This window comes from Candidatus Liberimonas magnetica, assembly GCA_020523885.1.
In the GTDB taxonomy this organism is placed as follows: domain Bacteria; phylum Elusimicrobiota; class Endomicrobiia; order Endomicrobiales; family JAFGIL01; genus Liberimonas; species Liberimonas magnetica.
Window position 1 is genome coordinate 11,741 of the sequence record JAJAPY010000015.1, and the last position, 20,289, is coordinate 32,029.

A 20,289-nucleotide genomic window follows, 5' to 3' on the forward strand; every position below is an offset into this window, starting at 1 on the left:
CCTAAAAACCAAAGACAGCCTGGCTTAATTGCAAAATGTAAATTTCAAAGTGCAAATTGCAAATTCAAAATCTCCATTACTTCAAATATCAGGCCTAAGCCTATTAAAAACAGGATTTAGGCTTATTTTATTATGACTAGATTCGGTATACAAAAACCAATCTCCACGTTAATGCTGGTTATTGCAATAATTCTTTTTGCCGTTGTAAGCCTGCAAAGAATTCCTGTAGAACTCTATCCAAATTATGCCTCCGGCGAAGTAAGTGTGATCACGCGCTTAAGAGGCGGAATAGCCGCAAGTGAAGTAGAGAAATATGTAACCAGGCCGCTTGAAGAAGTATTTTCCGAAATCAACGGTCTTAAAGAACTGATGTCATCTTCCCGGGAATCTGAATCCGTAATTAACCTGAAATTCCATAACTGGGTAGACACGAATTTCATTGTAATCGATATAAGAGAAAAACTTGCCATGGTAAGGCATATCTTGCCTAAAGAAGTCGAAAAACCCATTATTGCAAAATACCAGCAATCAGATGCCCCTATCATGATAGTATCCTTGAGTTCAAACGAATGCTCACCGGAGCAATTGCGTGTAATAGCCGAAGACAAGATAAAAGATAAGTTTATGCGCGTATCAGGTGTTGCCAACGTTGAGATCGGGGGCGGCCGTGAAAGAAAATTTTTTATTGAAGCCGATAATTCAAAGCTTATCGCCTATAGATTGCCGATTATGTCCGTAGTAGAAAAAATAAACTTAAGCAACATATCGATTTCAGCCGGAGAAATACCGGAACAAAATAAGAAATTCGTCGTCAGGGCTACCGGAGAATATAACAACATCTTAGAAATAGCAAATACCGGAATCGCTACAACCCCGTCCGGGTCTGTCATACGCTTGAGAGACGTTGCAACAGTCCGGGACTCATTTTATGAAGCCACTTCGTTTGCCCGTTTGAATATTAAGCCCGTGGTCTCTTTATACATCCAAAAGGAATCAACTGCAAACACTATTAAAGTTGCCGATGAAATACTTAAAAACATCGAGAGGTTAAGACCAACCGTAGGCAGTGATATTGTTATAACTGTAGTAAAAAACGACGCGGAATTCATTAATAAGTCTATTTATGCATTAAAAGAGGCTTTAACTGTCGGGGCGATATTATTAGTCGGTATTTTATTTCTTTTTATGAGGAATATGAGAAGCATTTTAATAGTTATAACTACCCTGCCTTTAAGCCTGCTGCTTTCCGTCGTCTTGATATACTTTTCAAACCTGACATTCAATGTTATGACCTTAAGCGGCCTTGCCATGGGGATAGGCAATGTTATGGATAATGCCATTGTAATACTTGAGAATATATCGTTTCATCATGAACGCAAAACTTTTAAAGATAAAGTGACCATGATAGTAGAAGGAACGAATGAACTGGCGCTTCCCATAACAGCGTCAACTCTTACTACCATAATAGTATTTCTTCCACTGGTATTCTTAGAACCCGAAATAAGGCAGCTTTACGTCCCTTTTGCCTTGACCATAACTTTCTCATTAATAGCATCAGTAATTTGTACGCTGACCTTTGTGCCTCCCGAATGTTATAATTGGCAGAACAACTTTAACCCTGATTTTCAAAACTGGTATAAAAAAGTGCGAAATTATTACAGGCATATGCTTGAAACTTCGTTCCGTTATAAAAGACAGATCTGGGCTAGCGTTTTTGTATTGATGTTGTTTTCAGCCTGGATAATGGCACACAGGGATTCAGAGTTTATAGAACAGGGCGATATAAATACATTCCGAGTAGGGATACAGTTCCCCCCAGCCACAAGGATAGAACGGTCCAATGAAATTGTAAAAAAAATGGAACAAGCCCTTTTGTCCTACCCTATTGTAGACAGGGTTTCATCAAAAGTTGAGAAACTTCATACATTCATCGAAGTGAGAGTTAAATCCCAGGCCGACCAATTCAAGGCACTTTTCAGGAAAAGGTTCAACGAATTTTCCCCTGCCTTTGTTTATTACCAGGAGTCACAGCAGACGGGTGCGAGTGAAATGTTCATAGATTTTTTCGGTACCGATTATGATGTCATAAAACAAATTGTCTTTGCAGCTTCAGGCAGGCTTTCCCAGATACCCGGGTTGACGGACGTAAAAATAAGGATGAGAGAAGATGAACCTGAATTGAATTTACTGGTTGACAAAGACAAGCTTGCGCTTTTCGGCATGAATACTTATTATCTCGGAAATTACCTTCATTGCTCGCTTAGAGGCCTTATAGCTACGCAGTACAGGAGCGAAGGAAAACAGATAGAGACTATCTGCAGGCTGGTTCCGGGGAGTGTGAAATCTTCAAAAGAATTGCCTTTTCTTTTCCTGATATCCCAGAGAGGCGATATCGTAACCTTGGGCCAGCTCTGCGAAATAAAGCAGGTAAAATCTACCCAGGAAATATGGCACAAGAACAAAAAACGTTTTGTACAGATAAGCGCCAACCGTTCGAACCTCGGCCTTGGCAAAGCAGCGGAAAGGATAACAAAGGTATTGTCAGGGCTGGCTTTCCCCAAAGATTATTCCTTCAGCCTCTCAGGAGATTATGAAAAAGTCACCCGGAACAAACAACAATTTATAATGGCCATTTCCTTGACGGTTATATTGATATACCTGGTACTTGCTTCTTTGTTTGAATCATTTCTTCAGCCGCTCCTTATAATGTTCGCATTGCCTTTAAGCATAATAGGAGTAGCTTTATCCTTATGGGCTTTTAAGAAACCTTTAAGCCTGGGCGTATGGATTGGCCTTATGATATTGTTCGGTTCCGTGGTTTACGGCTCTATCATACTTGTGGAAAAAATAAATACAAGACGAGTGGGAAGGACCAATCTTTTACGCGTGATTTTCGAATCCTGCAGTGAGAGGTTAAGGCCGGAGCTTATTACTCTTCTTATGAGGACGCTGGGGCTTCTTCCGATGGTCCTTAGCAGGGATGAAGCAGCATCGATGTGGAGATCTCTTGGAATGACGATACTTTTCGGAACAATGACGGGGACGCTGCTTACTCTTTTGATAGTGCCCGTAGGCTATCTTATCATGGAAAACATAAGTAACAACTTCTTTATTTATTTAGACACCTATAAAGATAACATTTTTAATTATATAACTACCAAAAGTAGAAGATTATTAAGTGATAAACCAACATAATGGTTTTTGTTCTTTAGATTCTAAATACTAAACTCTAAACAAACTGAAAACTTAAATAATTAATAAACAATTGGATTTTATTTAGTATTTTATGTTTTGGAATTTGAATTTATATTTAGAGTTTCGGATTTAGTGTTTAGGGTTTTGATTTCAACAATGGTGATTAAACTATGAATTTATTAAGACTTCCTGTAGACAGGCCTGTAACAACTATAATGCTTTTTTTAGCTATTAGTTTGTTTGGAGTTATTTCCTGGTCGCGCATACCTCAGGAATTATTTCCTTCGATGGAATTTCCCCAAATCACCATAGTTACTAAATATGAAGGTGCAGGGCCGGAAGAGGCTGAAAAACTTATTAGCAAGCTGGTCGAAGAATCCATGGGAACGGTTAAAAACATTAAAAAGGTAAGTTCTGTTTCAAAAGAAGGAGTATCGATAGTAACGTGCGAATTCCGCTGGGGAACAAACATGAACTTTTCCGCTATGGAAGTAAGAGAGAAGATAGACTTGATAAAAGAAGCTTTACCCAAGGAATCCCGCGACCCGATAGTCTTAAAATACAATCCTATGCAGGTTGAAGCCATGATACTTTCGGCCAGCTATAAAAACGAAGAAACTAGCCTGTGGAAAATGGCTGAATTAAGATCTTTTTGCAAAAAAAATATAAAAGACGAAATGGAACGGATTGACGGAGTTGCTAAAGTCGAGGTCAGAGGCGGAGAAAAGAAAGAAATACTTGTTGAAATAGACAAAGGCCGGCTTTTAGCGAACCAGATATCCATTATGGATGTAATCAGCTCGCTTAAAAATGCCAACGTGACATATCCTGCCGGTACTATTAAAGAACAAACTTATGAATATCTTGTAAAAACGGTAGGAGAATTCCAGACCATTTCAGACATATCGTCCCTTGCTTTCAGCGCTCAAGAACAACCTAATACTAACACTTATGCAAAACAAATAAGAGGTGAACCCAACCCCAACCAAAGAAGAGATAAAATCATATTTATAAGGGATATAGCAGAGGTAAAAGAGGCTTTGAGGGACCAGACAGGTTTTTCCAGGTATGACATGAAAGAAAATATATCTCTGGGTATTTTCCCCCAATCAGGCGCAAACCTGGTTAAAATGTCAGAATTAATAAAAAAGAAACTTGAAGAAGTAAAACTCAGAACCCCTAAAAATATTGACATAAAAATGATCTATGACCAGTCGGAATTTATAAAAGCTTCAATCGATGATATTTACGAAAATGCTATCGAAGGCGGAATCTTTACTTTTATAACGCTTTTAATATTCATGAGAAGCGCCTCAGCCTCGGTTATCATAAACCTTGCAATACCGATCTCAACTTTTGTCACTTTGATACTTATGTATTTTCAGAATATTACGATAAATACTATGTCTTTGGGCGGAATAGTCATAGGGTTCGGGTTTGTGGTAGACAGCGCCAATGTTGTAATGGAAGCCATTATAGTTGACTTCCACAATAAACCCGGTAAAAACCAGAAAGATCTGGTGTATGAAGCTACGGTAGTTCTTGTACCGTCCGTGATAAGTTCTACTCTTACCAGTATTGCTATATTTATACCTTTCATTTTTATAACCGGCATGGCCGGGCAGCTCTTCAAGCAAATGGCCCTTACCATCACGTTTGGCATGATAGCCTCTATTTTTGTAGCTCTTTTCCTTGTCCCGACATTTTTGGCTAAAATGGACCTTTCAAAATTCAGTATAGAATTCGGGCAAAGTTTTTCGCAGAAATATTTTATTCCTAATTTAAGAAGCATATTGAAGTGGGGATGGGGTAAAATGCTCTTTGTTTTAGGAATATATACATTTTTTGGCTTGTTGTTTTTCGTTTTGATCCCTAAAGAGTTCATGCCGAAAGCCGATGAAAGGCGTTTCATCCTTAATCTCTCGATGACCCCGGATACGCCTTTGAACATAACAAACGATATCTCAAAACGTATCGAAAGACACCTTCAAACTGTGCATGAAATAAAAGACATGTCAGTAATCGTAGGGTCTACAGGCGATGAAGTCGGCAGTGCATCGGTTGAGACACTCGGTTCCTATCAAGCAAGGATTGTAGCACGGTTGAACAGGAAAGGCAGGTCTACGAACGAGGTAGTTTCAAAACTAAGCGATGAAATTAAGACCTGGAATATTAAAAACATTACGACCGAGTTTATTACCGAGCAGGGCTTATTCGGGTCATCTATCGGGTCGGGTTCAGGCCTTGTCGTAGAAGTAAAAGGGAAAAACCTGAACAGCTTGAAAGAAAGGTCTGAAGAGATCAAAGAACGCATGGAGAAGATAAACAATTTCTACGGAATAAAAATAAATCCGTCCGGCTTTGTGCCTCAGCTTAAAGTCGTAATAGACAGGGAAAGGGCTTCCTTGTTCGGGCTTTCAACACAAGACATATCTGCCATGAGCCTTGCCGCAATAAAAGGCCATGTTGCCACAAAACTAAAGACAAAAGACGACGAGTATGACATAAGAGTGAGGATGCGGCCTGGTGACAGGGATTCCCTGGAAAAGGTGAATGAAATGACGGCCTATTCACCGTCGGGTATGACGATCCAGTTAAAACAGATCAGCCAATCCGTTTTTGTAGATTCACTCCCCGAAATAAAAAGATCGGAAGGCGACAGGACATACTTTGTTACATCGAATGTCAAGGGGAGTTTTAATAAGGCCGTAAGTATCCTTCAAAAAGTTCTTGAGGAACTTCCTAAAAAAGAAGATATCGTAACTAATATCGCAGGTGAAATGCTTGCGATACAAGAATCTATGGCGTCTTCGGGATTTGCCATGATTCTTGGCGTAATAATAATTTTTATGATCCTTGCATCCGAGTTTGAATCCCTGAGGCAGCCTCTAATAGTCATGTTTGCAGTGCCTCTGGGGGTTTTAGGCGCTGTTTACACGCTTTATTTCACAGGCCAGTCTATTAACTCCATTTCGATGCTCGGAATGATAATGCTCTTAGGCCAGGCTGTAAGTATTTCTATATTCCTTGTAGACAGGTATAATTACATGCAGGAAAATAATACAGACAACCTGGGTTTAGAAGACATCATAGTAGAAGCCACCAGTTCCCGTTTAAGGCCGGTCTTAATGACAACTCTTACAAGTATCGTAGGATTGATCCCCCTCGCTTTAGGGCTTGGACAGGAGGGCTCCGGCTCAAACCAATCCATGGCAATAACTGTCATAGGCGGCCTTTCATTCGCCCTCGGAATGTCTCTTTTCTTTGTCCCGTTGATATATTTTTTAACGTCAGCCAAACCCGCAGTTGAACTGCCTCCGGCTGAACAACCGGCGGTTGAATTACCTCCGGTTGAACCGCCCCTAGCTAAGCCACCAGACGAGCTGCCTCAGAAAATAGAACCGCCAAAAACCTCAGAAGAGAAAAAACAGGAACCAGACGAAGACCATTTATCTCTTTAATTTTTATTCTACAAATTAAAAAGAAACCTATTAGTGGAGCCCCTCCGGCAGGAGCGGGAGGCTCCATAAATTTCGCGACCTCCCGCGGTTCCAATCCGCATTCATCCCCCATCGGGAGATGGGGGATTTCATAGCGCGGGATTAATCAGTTAAGAGAGAGCCTCTATTAGGGGTAATGGTCTAGTTTTTTGATTTTTTAAGTTTTTTAAAGGCAGGCTGTTTTGTGAGAAAGTTAGACAGCGTTGAAGAGCTTTTATAGGTCGTTAAATCAATTACATCGGTCTGCTGATTGCTGTCAGTCACTATCTTTATTGTTTTTAAATCCATTATTTTATACTTCTTAATAATTTCTTTTGTTTTATCAACAAGCATAGATTTAAAAAAAGGCAAGGTCTTATCCCCTAAATACCCGCTTATCCCGATGATTAACTCGTTATTGTCAAAACCCTTATAATAAAGCTGAGAATTATTTAGAAGTACTGATAAAAAAGGATTTGTACGGTTTACCATATTAACCTGGGAAACTATCAGCCTTCCGATAAACTCATTCATCGATAAAGGGTTTTTTTCAAGTTCGCCGGCCTCGAAATTATCACTTTTATTTATCTCCAAAATAAAACGGCCTTCATAATCAGACCTTGATATCCTCTGATAAAGAAGGCTTTTTACGTCATCCATCCTTTGAACTAACTTTAAGCTTAGCTTCCAGGCAGGGTCTTTTACGTTTACTACCATGTATTCTACTTTCGCATCGCTGCTTAAAGCTATCCTTGTAATGGTAAGCATTGCATTTTGAACGGTCTTAAGAACATCAGAAAGCGCTTTGACTTCTGTACTTGTCAAACCTAATAAATTTATATCCAGGTAAAGAGTATTGGTCTTTAATACAACTTTACTGTCTATATTATATTCTTTTTTCAAAACCTTACTTAAAGATTCCTCTATCTGGCCTTTTGGATAAGATGGTTTACACCCGTTAAACATGAAAACAAGAGCAAATATAAATGACAGGATAATCCTTATATCTTTTAAACTTGTCATAACAGTTGTGACGGATCTTTCTGCTTTCCGTGTACCTTAAATACGGCTTCAATGTTGTCATAATCCAGCTCGTCTTTTTCCAAAAGCTCGTTTGCCAGGGCTTCAACAAGCTTCCATTCTTTTTTCAGGAATGTTTCAACTTTCTTTAACGAATCATTGATAATAGCTAGTGTATCCTCATTTAGTTTTTCTTTGAGCATATTCGATATTTGAGACTCGGGTATTGCAGTAAAATCGCCTATTATCTTGCTTGAACCCATGCCCAGCCGCCAGACCATTGAGTGTGCTATGGTTGTTGCTTTCTGAAAATCCGAAGATACTCCGGTCGATGTCGTGCCGCAGTACAGTTTTTCAGCTATAAACCCGCTCACTGCAACGGTTATATCAGCGACCAGCTTATCCCTGTTGAACGTGTGAAGTTCTTCCCTTGGATTATGCGTGACCATCCCCAGAGCCTGCCCCCTTGATTTGATAGTCACTTTAAAAACATCATCGGTAGGGTGCAGGAAATAAAGAGCAACGGCATGGCCTGCTTCATGGTATGCGGTTTGTTTTCTCTCTTGAGGAGTCATCCTAAGATGTGTTTCAAGCCCCAGGTCTATCCTGTCCATAGCTTCCGACAGGTCATCCATATCAACTGCTTCCTTTTTATTCCTTGTGGCGATCAAGGTCGCTTCTTTCACTATATTTTCTATGTCAGCAGGCGACTTATATACTGTTCTTCTTGCCAGCCTGCCTATGTCCACACTTATTTCATTGTATTTTATTTTGGCAAGATAGTATTTGAACAGGTCTTCTCTTTCAGGAAGGTTAGGATAGGTTATGTATATTTTCCTGTCAAATCTACCGGGCCTGAGCATAGCCTTATCCAGAACGTCCTCCGAGGCATTTGTAGCACCTATGACTATAACATTATGTTTTGCACTGTCCAGTCCGTCAAGTTCAACAAGTATCTGGTTCTGCGTGCTGTTTGTCTCCTGCCCCCCTCCCATATAGGAAAAAGTCCTTTCCCTTCCTATTACATCAAGTTCATCGATAAATACAATGCATGCGCCTTCTGCATAAGCATACTGCCTTGCTTTGTTAAAAAGTTTTCTCACCCTTGATGCTCCTACCCCTACAAAAATCTCTACGAACTCGCTTCCTGCCATAGACAAAAAAGGAATACCCGATTCAGTAGCTATAGCTTTTGCAAGCAATGTCTTTCCGCAGCCCGGAGGCCCTATCAAAAGCAGCCCCTTGATAACTTTTCCTCCGATTTTCCTGACGTTTGCCCGGTCTTTAAGAAGCTTCACAACCTCCAGGGCTTCTTTCTTGGCCCCTTCAAGCCCTATTACATCCTTGAATTTTATATTAATATCCTGTGTGCTAATTTTTGTTTTCTTCATTTTGGAAAAACCGTCCCTGAAAAACATCAGGTAGAAAAAAACAAAAATAAATGCATTTACTCCGGCAAGCAGAAGCTGTATAGGCATGGTAGCAAGTGTCAGATTCCTATAAAACGATTCTAATGAATTTAAGCCAACAATTGCAAGGATTACAAGTAAAATTACACTTATTGTTACAACAATCATAACCCAGTGTTCCATAAAAAAAACTTTAATTTTTCTCATTTTATCTCCCTAAATCAGACTACAGACCAGAGACTTCAGACTAGAGACTAAAAACTTAAGACTTTAGTCTGTGGTCTGCGGTCTGTAGTCTGATATCAGTTATTGCGTTGTCCAACGTATATGGTCAATTATAAAAACCCTATTTGTCTGAGCACCTATATGTGAGCCAAGCGCAGATGCTATAAACATGTCTTTCATTTGTGATAAATCTAAAGTAGGTTCAGCGGCTTTTAAATCGCTGATAGGTATCGCAACTGGCTGAAAAGAACTTCCGTTAGGTGTTGCATAACTTGATATAAATTTCTTTGCTGAATTAGTACCGCTATTAGTGTTATTAGAACGTATTCCAATCTCTATATCATAATCAGTCATTATATCAAAACGCAGGTACCCGCTTGAATATGCCGACATGTCCTTTGAAGTATTTTCTGATACAAACCATCCAGTATAGCCCCCTGCTACAACTGAAAAAACGGCTTTAAAAGCCTGCAGGCCTTCGCTGGAAAGAGATGTTACACTTAATATTATTAAGCTTACTCCGTCGTCAAATGTTCCCGGCGCACTCAGGTCTGTAGAAAATTGGTCAGAATATATTATATACGATCCTGCAGTAGAACCTGAGCTTGCCGTTACATTAAGAGCTACATTAGCAACCACAGAACTATAGGATGCATATATCTTGCCGTTTCCAGGGCTGCTGCCTGCCTTAAAGACCGTAGATCTTCCGCTTGACGGAGTAAACGTCCCTAGATTTTTATCTACACTCCAGACAGGGTTACCATTAACATCATTAGACTGGGCACTTCTACACACAGCTTTTAAATTTACTGAGTTCCCGGAATATATATTTACCGCTGTAGCAGGGTCTATGGCAATAGAAAAAGTATTATCACTTAGCCGGTCTCTCTTTTTTTCACATGCAGACGCTATAAATATAAATATCATCAAAAATGCTATAAGTTTTCTCATTTAAAACCTTTAGAATTTCTTTGTATAGGTTAAAGAACACCCCGATCTTGAATAATCGAGAAAGAACCCGTTTTTTCTTTCAAGGACGGTATTATTTTGGGAATTACCGCCGTTGGCCAATGCGTCTATTATGCTATAAACCCAAATGCCGATGCCAAAGTAAGAGACATTCTTTGCCTGATTGAATTTAGTTTCATAATCCGAATACAACGGATCATTTTTAATACCTTTTTTTGCATAATCGGTATAGACATCATCTGCTTCTACATAAAGCATAGACGAATAGGCAAAAGTTGCCAGTGCCAGGCCGCATATTATATAGCCTTTTGTTTTTTGATTGTTATAAACCTGGCCCCAGCCCGGAAAAAACATGGATCGGATCCCTGCATTTGCAGGAGTTTTTTTACTTATATCAATTATGACTTGCCCTGCAAATGACATGCCCGAAAAAAAAGTTGTGCATAAAACAGCTAAAATGATTTTTCTAAAATTTATTTTCATAAAATTAATGCGTTAATTTAATGTCGTCAATAAATACAGTCCCGCCATTACCCACAACTGTATTAGGAGACACGCCCTCATTGTATTTTAATACGATCTTTACAAAATCTTTTATGGCTGTCATATTTCCTGTAATATTGAATTCATATTTCTGCCAGCTGGAAGTTACAGGCGCAAGATCAGAGCTCATCCAGGCATCAGTACCGCTTAAGGAGGTATCGGTTCCGTTGTTCCCTTCAAGCCTCAGGTAAACAAAGGTGTTTAAATCCCCTCTTGCCCAGAAGGATATCTTTGTATAAGTCCCGCCCGAAATGTCTCTTGTAGCTGTCAGATAGCTGTTAACATCTTTACTTGCTGTTAAGCTAAAACCGCAATAATCGTGTTCCAAGCCCGGAGTTGCACCGTAGGCATACACATCCTTGCCGTTCCATGAATACTTAAGGCATTTTGAACCGCTATGAGGATTATCGCGGCAGTTAAAATCCAGCACCTGGTTATCAAGAGAATTAAAGAATAAAATCGCACCACCCGTTTTTATTTCGTCATCATAGATTACCCAGTCTCCGTTCGTATCCCAGATACCTATAGCGTTTGAATCAGCGGGGTTTATAAGTTTTTTAACAGGATTTTTTTCACACCCTGTAAAAAAAATGAATATAATTAACAAAATGATTTTATTTTGCATAAACTCCATTTTATTATCAGTCTTAAATGTACTGATAATCAACTAAAACACCCACGGATCATGCATGAAGTATTTTGTTTTTCTGCATGAGCTGCGGATTTTTCTGCATAACTTCCAGAATTAATACTCGTACTGAATATCGTCCAAATAAATCGTGAAGCCATTTGGGTTGTCATCTTTTGATGCTGCAAAGCAATATCCGCCGATAACATTCGTCAGATCCGCACCGACTAAATTAATACTGTATTTCTCCCATTTATTTGTTAAAGTAACAGGCCCTATGCTTTTTGAATCCGTATCACCGTATTCTCCCGTAATACCACCCATCTTAAATTCTGATATTATCTCTCCGCCTTTTTCTCCCTTTGCCCAGAAAGTAAGGGCTTTTGCGCCGGTTAGATTTAATCCGCCTTTTTTATTTGTGCCCCAGTTGCCGTTAGGGTACTGCCAGTAGATTCCACCCCAACCTGCGTTCTGCTTCATTTCACCTGAATAAGTTATTTTAATGCATGTCTTTCCGCTGTGCGGGTTTTCCGCATAATCTGATTTTATTTTAATATCTCCGAAATCGCCCATCCAACCAGTAGGCGCATAATGATTGTCTTTTGAAGCAGAATCATTATACACAACTAGTACTTTGGGAGTTTCAGATGCAGCAGGGGCTGCCGCTTCCGCCGGAGCCGGAGTTGTTACTGCGGTTGGAGTTGTTGTTGCTGCAGGAGTTGCGGTAGAAGTTTGTGCTGCCTGAACAGCTTCAGGAGCAGGGGCTGCTTTTTCTTTTTTGTTTTTTTTGCTCTTTACTGCAGCAAAAGCAGGGCCGCACATGCCGAATACAAGAATTGCGGCAATTAACAAATACAGGTGCTTTTTCATCTTATTATCTCCTTTTATTTCATCCCCGTAATACGGGAACAGTTTTTTTCTTTCAAGTTATTAGGAAAGCTTAAAATCTTAATAACGTTTTTTTAGGGCTGTTTCTTTACTTGTTATTTTAAGATTATCACCTCCACTCTTCTGTTTGCTTCGCGCCCTTTTTCTAATTTGTTAGAAGCAACGGGTTTCTTGCTGCCATAGCCTTTAACCTCTATACGTTCAGCATCGATACCGGCATTTATAAAAAAATTTGCAACGCTCTGAGCTCTTTTCTCGGAAAGTCGTTGATTATAAGAATCTCTTCCGACATCATCGGTGTAACCTTCAACAACGATTTTGTTTTTTGATTCTATTTTCAAAACCTCTGACATCTTATTCATTACCCTTTCTGAACCGGGACTAAGCTCGCTTTCATTAGAATCAAAAAGCACTGTTGAAGTCAAAACAAGGCCTCTTGAATCTTCGCTTATTTTCATTTCATCCGAGACATCCTTCAATATATCTTTAGCGGCTTCTGAAACATTTTTTATCTGAGGCTGCGGCGATGCAGGAACATTAGGTTTTGCTGCATCTTTTGCGATATTTTCTATGACCGGTTTTTTTACTACACCTTTGTATTTTTTTTCTTCGGAACCAAGATATGCGGTAACCGGCCCGAAATAAATCTTTACAAAACATCTCACTTCGTCATAATCGCCCAGCTCAGGTGCGAGGTATTTATAATCTATTTCTTTTACCCCTGTGTACTCGACTCCCGCTGTGAGATAATCGCCAAATTTCCTGCTTAAGCTGAACTGGTACAATTTATCTATCGCCTCGCCAAAATCACTGTGCCATTGTTCCGGGCCCCAGACATCCTGCCCGTATCGCAATTTAACTGTATAAAACTTGTTTTGGCAGGAAATACCAGTTGTAACATAATCAGTTATCGGCTTTTCTTTCACATCGGACAAAGTATATGCCAGGCTGCTGCTTGCAAGAGCTTCCCCGAAACCTAAATCATAAAATATTCTCCATTTATGCGTATTTATTATGCTTATTAGTTTAAATGCCCCTATATACCCATTCGTAGGCCATGCGCCTGTGGCTCCATACGGTTCCCATACCATATTACCTTGTTCATCATAGAAAAGCAGCCTGTCGGTATTAGAAGGGTATCTGGTTAAAGTATAATTTGCCGCAAAAGATAATTTAGCATTTTCTTTTTTGTTCAAATTCCATTCATCCAGAACATTAGGCTGGTAATAATAAAACGGCGTATTCGGAGTAGGGTCAAAAGAGAGTGTGAACGACAATATGCTTGCCTCACGGTTATCCCAAGCATAATTCCAGCCTACCCAGAAAGGGCTTTCCGGCCCTCTTGGTTCAAAAAGTGCCGGGCCCTTATTTGAAGCAGTACCCTGGTATACCAGGGGTATAGGGCCTAAAAGCGGTTTCCTGTATTTATAGCCTATGGTGCTATTGATATTATTTGATATACGGCGATCAAATTGAGTAGATATTTCCTGTTTATTCCCGGCTACCAGCCCTAAATAACTGTATTGTAAATTTATGCTGTCAAAAATGAATCCGGGCAGGAGTTTAAATTTTGTGCTTATGCCCAGAGCATCGCTTGAATTTGTAGTCCCTGTTTTCTTTAAGTAGTTCGTGCCCAGAAACCCTAGGGAGTTCCCGGTTTCTTCTACATAGGTATAATCCCTGTTCAGCCTGAACGGCTGATATAAAAAACCTAACTGGAAATCGTCATATTTCGTGCTTAACTCAAAGGAGCGCATTCTTTCATCCGGGTCACCGTAAGGTATTATGTTGTCAACATAGATAAGGTGGTTATTTAAGCCTAATATTTTAATACTATAATTCAAATAATACCCTTTTCTATAATTCCAGACGGCTTCAGGGCCATAAACAATTTCCAACTTACTCTGTTTTCCCCTGATAACCGCCCCATAACCTTCGGGGACCGGCCGGCCGGAAACTCTAAGGTACCTGTCGGTCTCAAACTGTTCCGGATAAAGATTAAAAAGATCTCCTTTGTCTCCCCAATGGTAATGGCCGATACCTCGAAAATAATTTAAATGGAACCAACCCCTGTTATAACTTATATCGGCACTGGTCCAGCTAAAGTTATTATTGTCAAGGCTTAGTTTATGTTCAAAGTTTACAGGCATCCAGTACCTGTCAGCGTAGTCTTTTATGAATTCAAAACCTAGATCTCCATTTATATATTTATTCGGGTTAAAATTTACGCTTAAATTAAGAGTTTCTCCTGATACATTGCTCCAGGAATTGGTTGTATGCGAAGACGGATTATAGGTATAGTTGTAGTTTATCCCCTTATAACTTGCCTTTGAAGAATCCCAATTGTCTCCGAGTTTGTGGCTGTAATAATCAATATCCAGATCTCCTTTAATTGATAAATAACCTTCCGTAGATAGATTGACAGCGTAGCTAGTTGATAACGCAATAAAAATGACTAGCAAAGCTGCAGAGAGCCTTGATTTTCTCATAATTTAATATTTTACCTATTTTTTGATAATCCGTCAATAAATTTATACTTGTAAAAAACCTTAACTATCTGCAATATACAAAACAATCCTTAACCGGGTTTATCTATATTTTTCCCAGGCTTTTTCAAGTCCAAAATATGCCTGCCTGAGCTGCCTTAAGAAAGGGCTGTCCGAACCGTCACCCTGGCTGGTTATGCCCAGCCACTCTTCATAGCTGTATCCGTCAAGAAAAGGTGCGCCGAACTGGGAGACTACATCATGTTTGGACGGGTCGGTAGCAGGCCCGCCTTTCCACCATTCATCGCACCATTCAAACAAAAATCCGCCCAGGGCATTTCCTGCGCCTAAGCCTGCAAAATTGTTTTCCATATCTTTCCAATTACTTACAAGGTATTTAGCCTGAGCTTCTTCTGATTTTTCCTGCGGCCAGGAATGATGGTATGCCGAACATCCGTATTCGGTTATAAGAACAGGTTTTTCATAGACCTCGCTTACGTCCGTCCAAATGGAACCGAAACCTTGTTCTCCCCTATAGGCATTGGCACCGTATATATCCAGGTCCGGCGCATTTTTAGCACAATAATCCAGAAACAATGTATCGCCGTTACATAGAGCAACGGGCCTCCTGTGTGGGTCCAGGGATTTAATCAAAAGAGCCGCTTTATTTACAAACTTATAATAGGCTTCAGGCTGTAATTTGGCCCTGCAGCCATGGCCTTCGAATTTGCCTTTTTCGCCGACAGCAGCATAATTATTTTCATTCCCTATTATCCACATAAGGATATACGGCTCATTCCTGTATTCCTCAACCATTTTTCTTACGCTATCAAGCATATTATTCTGCTGCTTCTCATTTGTATAATCAGTGCCTACGTACCAGTCTGCACCGGAGGCATAACAATACATCCCTATCATGTCGCCGACCGCATACATAAATCCGTATTTTTTATACCCCTCCATCAAAAGGTCCTTGTTAAGGCCGTAATGGTCGTACAACCTCAGGGTATTTACTCCCATAGCTTTCATTAGCTTAAAATCACCGACAACCTCTTCGTCCGAATCTCTTTTATTATTTTTGTTTTTGTCCACCCAGGCTTCATAAGGCCCGTCTATTATGCCGTCCTTATTCTTATCTTCAAACATCCAATCGCGGGATACGTTCAGGGTCCTTCCTTCCGGAGTGGGGTAATCCGGGCTTAACGGGATCAGGTTCGGAGAATAAACCATGCCTCTTATGGGATAGGGTTTATTATCAACCAATAATTGCCAATGATTATTTGAATATTTTACAAGCCTTACTTTATCGCCTTCTGTATCGCTTGCTATGTCTAATTTGACAAGGTCTGCCTTTGTTTCTATAAAATCATTCTCTGCCGCTGTTACAAATTTACCGGGATTTATAATAAAAATATCGTTTTTCAGGTCATCGTCAAACCTGTTCCTGACTTTTATAGAAGCATTTACTAACTTCAACTTTAGTTCCGGATGTTCTCGTGTTACATAATTTATCTTGTCTATGGCCACAGGCCCTATGTACCAGGGAGTTTTCCAGTATGTAGAACCTACTGACCTGGGATAATGTACCACTATAGCATAATAGGCTTTTATTGCATGTTGAAAATTTCCTGATTTTTCAAGCGCTAATGCGGTATAATAGAGTTTCACCCCGGGTTCTTCTTTAGCGACAGCCCATTTATAAAAGTTTGCCTTAAAATTGTCTGTATTTATAAAATCCCAATGACTGCCCTCAAGAAGGCCTTTTTGATCAAAATCTCTAAAGCCCGGGTCTGCATAAACTCTGTTTGTGTTCGGGTATATGCCTTCTCCGACCGCTTCCTTTAAGCCTTTTGTATCTATCATCTTATACTGATATTTACTAGTACCGGGATTTTCAAATTCTCCATATTTCTGATAATCCACTATAGCTTCTTTCCCGGGGTCAAATAATTGAAAATCTGCGGCTAAAGATATTGCAGGATCCGCTAAATAAAATAAACCAACTACAACAAATAATGTTTTTTTCAACATTTAACCTCCAAAATTGAAACCGTGGTTAAAATTAATAGTTTAGAAATTAAAAACAGGATAGCTTTGAGTGAGGAAAATTATTAATTATATGTGACTTTTTTATTAAAATAATATTTCTATCTTTTCTGCTTCCTGGTTTCTTATCCTTAATGCCAAATCTTCAGGGATTAATCTGCCGTTCACGATGTCATTACCGCCGTTATACCATGCGATCTCTATTTTGCTAACATTGAATTTATCGGTGTACGTATCTATCTTTTTGCTATTGTGATATGTTACCAGGGTTTTTCCCATAAAATTAAATGTAAAGGTTTTCTTCTTTGTAAAATACTCCTTTGGTATAGCAGGATTAAATTCTAATGTAAGTTTGCCTCTCGGATCAAGTTTAAAGGGCTTGGGCCCTATTGTAATTAAAAGCCACATCTCTAAAAACTCGGCAGTAGCACCGCTTAAACGGGCTACGCAGCCTCTTCCCCAGGCGTTTTTTTCCGGGAAAGCGCTTGAAATTATGAACGAAGAATTTTCAAGGATGCTCCTTCCGTACATTTTCGGGTCAAGGAAACAAATGCCGACTTTTTTGAATTCTTCAAAAAACTCCTTAAACAACCCTGCCCTTAAGATCTCTAAAACATATTTATATTCCATGTGAGTCCAGATTGATTCATTCTCAAGCCATCCCGGCGAAAACACGGTACACCTTCCTATATCGGCAGGTTCATCTTTTAAAGACGCATTTAATTTATACATCTTCAATACTTTGTCATATAAACCGCTCTTCTTTACGGCATTATGAAGGGTTTTTATCTTTTCCTTATTAGTTTCGGTCTTCATATACCGGACTTCACCTTCAAGAAAGAATTGCAAAGGCCTTTTCCTGAATTTTTTTACATTGACAAGAGACAGCCCCTGGTGGCTTTTCTTTCCTGTAAGGGAATACTCTTCGGCTTCAAAGCTAAAATACGTATAATAAAGCCCGGTTTTTTTGTCAAAAGCTTTTTTTATCCCATCATCAAGCTTATTTAAGGAATTTTTTAGAAAATCTTTTAGGTTATCATAAGTAATGGTTTTTTCATTCCCGGATACACCAAGATTGATAACTTTCCTGAAATTTTCTTTTGCTAAAGATGCCTTATCCCAAAAAACGAATGCATCTATTCCTGGCTTATTAAGCAGCCCGCCAAGTTCTTCATAAAACCCGTGAATTTCTTCCGGGATGTGTATCTCATAATCCGGCTTTAAATTGAATTTATCAAGATTTATAAGCAAAAACTGAACTATCCTTTTAAGCTCAAAGGTCTCTGGTAATGAAGACCCTAGAATACCAGGCAGACCGTTTAAAGCATCATACCAGCCGGGTTTGTCTGCTTCCATCTCAATCCCTATTCCTTCGCAGTCAAGAGAAGCAAGCTTATTCAATATAAGACATAGCATCTTGCATAAAAGATTAGTCTTATAGATTTTGCCGTGCTCCTTGTGTTCTCTTACTATATTCGTATGAGAGGTTCTTTGTCTAAGGACCGAAGCCTTGTTTTTGTCAAGTATAACCGAACCAAACTGCCTCACTTTGCCGGGTTCTATTTCTACATAGCGTTCTTCTCTTGGGAGAATATAAAAAGGGTTGTCATAATATGTAAATTCTTTTTTGTCTAAAAGTATCTCTCTTTCTTTATCCGGATAAACAGAAAGGTAATTCTCTAAAAGATCAAGGTTATAAGTCCAGTGATCTACCCAGTAGCCGGTACCATGCCAAGCCTCGCCGTGTTCAGCCACATCCATTGGATTGGATATTTCCAATATCCTGCTTAAGAATTCATCATTGGATATATTCAAGCTGATGCCTTCCTTTTCCAGGAACAAAAGCAGGTCTCCGGGTTCAAATGGTTTTTTGAAAAATTCAACAAGTTTTTTTGTGCCATTTTTAATATAACTCTTCAATATCTTTTCGATATCATGCTTATTGGTATTTATCAAAAATGTGGAGCCTTTTATCAGAAGAGGATTAAAACCATCTAATTGGATCAGATTATAAAAAGAAAGGACATTATAATCATTGATTTTAGGGTTGAACAGCACATCATTCCGTTTGTTTTGGTTTACATCCCTGAAATTGCCGTTTCCCTGGGAGTAATAGGATGGAGACAACTGGAAATTATTATAATCCCTTTCAAGGTCGCCGTGCTTTCTTGAATACACATAAAAAACTATTTCTTTATCCCTGGCATTTAGAAGTATGGGAATTCCTCCTCGTAATACATTATCTAAATAAGTCTGCCTGCAGTACAGGTCAAATTCCTTGAGCGCCGATTCAGTATGGACCGCATGTGTGATACCTTCTATAATACTCTTGTTTGCCCTTACCTTACTGTCAAAATAATCCTTAGAGTCTACCTTTTTAACGAATTCGTTTAATTCAGGCTCGCTTGAAATATGGCCTACCATGGAATAGAATGTCTGAGTTTGACCATTATTTAATTCTAAGTTAAAATGGCTCATTGCAGAAGCATATTTATTATCTCCAAGCTGTTTTTTGGGGACCGTAAATTTTTCATTCCTTAAAAAAGCATTCGGAGAACGAAAACTCGTTTCCTCTCCGAAAATAAGGTCAGGGTCGATTATTATATCACTGTTCTTAAGACCACCGCTTTTCTCTATTTTTCCAAAATAGAAATTACCGCTTTTCATAACATAGACTTCAGGCCTGTCGTTTATCTCAACTTTTGTTTTGTAAAAAGGCACTCCTGTCTTATCAAAATTAGTGACCGTTGCCCAGGCCCGGGAAGTATTGCTTATAGATTTGATAAGGAACTCATTAACATAATAAGGTATAAGTTTTGGCAAGCCGTCTATAATTTCAAGTTTGAGTTTTTTCTTGCCCGTATTCTCGAACTTGACTATACGTATTAAAGCTGCCATCGGCTCTTCAGGCAGCGTAAGGTATCTTACATTTACTCTGAGACCCAGAGAATTGTTTATTTCTTCATACATGACTTCATAAGGCCTTACATACATTCTCTGTGTCACATCGTAAGTCCTTTCGGACTCTATATTTATAAATGGTTCATAGAACTTTGTATTTTTACCGACGTGAACTTTTATAAAAGTCCTAAAACCATTATAAGCAGTCAAACCGTAGGCTTTCTCGGCAGGGTTAAATTCCATGATTGCATAATCTTTACTTTTCACGCCGAAAGAAGCTATACCCTGAGCCCTGTTTACATAAAACACCCACATCGGTATGCCTTTTAAACCCGCAATACCTGGTAAAAAACTGGCAAAAGGCTTTCCGAATGAATAATTCTCGATAACAAATGTGCCGTCCTCCCTTAATGTATATTTTGCTTTCTTTTCAAGCATTATATTCTCCCTCTTATTATATTTTTCTTAAATTCAGGTTACTTTTTTTATTTTCTCATGAA

The 20,289-nt window shown here is 39.2% G+C and carries 11 protein-coding genes; 2 read left to right on the plus strand and 9 right to left on the minus strand.

The genetic code is table 11. The features are described 5' to 3' along the window. Nucleotides 1-132: 132 nt before the first annotated feature. Both LHV68_10540 and LHV68_10545 read left to right on the plus strand, forming a co-directional pair. On the plus strand, nt 133-3,195 hold the full coding sequence (locus tag LHV68_10540; protein MCB4792305.1) for an efflux RND transporter permease subunit: 3,063 nt from the start codon (nt 133-135) through the stop codon (nt 3,193-3,195). 170 nt (nt 3,196-3,365) lie between these two features. Beyond that, the gene (locus LHV68_10545; protein ID MCB4792306.1) at nt 3,366-6,656 is read left to right on the plus strand and encodes an efflux RND transporter permease subunit; all 3,291 of its coding nucleotides are present in this window, start codon (nt 3,366-3,368) and stop codon (nt 6,654-6,656) included. 180 nt (nt 6,657-6,836) lie between these two features. On the opposite strand, the gene LHV68_10550 is transcribed toward LHV68_10545, so the two are convergent. The 9 genes from LHV68_10550 to LHV68_10590 all read right to left on the minus strand — a co-directional run bounded on the left by LHV68_10550 (nt 6,837) and on the right by LHV68_10590 (nt 20,227). Then, nucleotides 6,837-7,697, minus strand: a complete 861-nt coding sequence (locus tag LHV68_10550) for a hypothetical protein (GenBank protein ID MCB4792307.1) — start codon at nt 7,695-7,697, stop codon at nt 6,837-6,839. Further along, the gene (locus LHV68_10555; protein MCB4792308.1) at nt 7,694-9,310 is read right to left on the minus strand and encodes an AAA family ATPase; all 1,617 of its coding nucleotides are present in this window, start codon (nt 9,308-9,310) and stop codon (nt 7,694-7,696) included. Before LHV68_10555 ends, LHV68_10550 begins: the two co-directional genes overlap by 4 nt. Nucleotides 9,311-9,409: 99 nt before the next feature. After that, the gene (locus tag LHV68_10560; protein ID MCB4792309.1) at nt 9,410-10,279 is read right to left on the minus strand and encodes a hypothetical protein; all 870 of its coding nucleotides are present in this window, start codon (nt 10,277-10,279) and stop codon (nt 9,410-9,412) included. Between the two features lie 9 nt (nt 10,280-10,288). Then, on the minus strand, nt 10,289-10,780 hold the full coding sequence (locus LHV68_10565) for a DUF5683 domain-containing protein (protein ID MCB4792310.1): 492 nt from the start codon (nt 10,778-10,780) through the stop codon (nt 10,289-10,291). Nucleotides 10,781-10,784: 4 nt separating this feature from the next. After that, nucleotides 10,785-11,465, minus strand: a complete 681-nt coding sequence (locus LHV68_10570; protein MCB4792311.1) for a hypothetical protein — start codon at nt 11,463-11,465, stop codon at nt 10,785-10,787. Nucleotides 11,466-11,585: 120 nt separating this feature from the next. Next, nucleotides 11,586-12,338 carry a hypothetical protein gene (locus tag LHV68_10575; GenBank protein ID MCB4792312.1) on the minus strand — a complete coding sequence of 251 codons (753 nt, stop codon included), beginning with the start codon at nt 12,336-12,338 and terminating at the stop codon, nt 11,586-11,588. Between the two features lie 113 nt (nt 12,339-12,451). Next, on the minus strand, nt 12,452-14,845 hold the full coding sequence (locus tag LHV68_10580) for an OmpA family protein (protein MCB4792313.1): 2,394 nt from the start codon (nt 14,843-14,845) through the stop codon (nt 12,452-12,454). A 99-nt stretch (nt 14,846-14,944) separates the two neighbouring features. Further along, complete coding sequence (locus LHV68_10585; protein MCB4792314.1) at nt 14,945-16,873, minus strand: hypothetical protein; 1,929 nt, start codon at nt 16,871-16,873, stop codon at nt 14,945-14,947. Between the two features lie 102 nt (nt 16,874-16,975). Then, on the minus strand, nt 16,976-20,227 hold the full coding sequence (locus LHV68_10590; protein ID MCB4792315.1) for a cellobiose phosphorylase: 3,252 nt from the start codon (nt 20,225-20,227) through the stop codon (nt 16,976-16,978). Between the last annotated feature and the right edge of the window lie 62 nt (nt 20,228-20,289).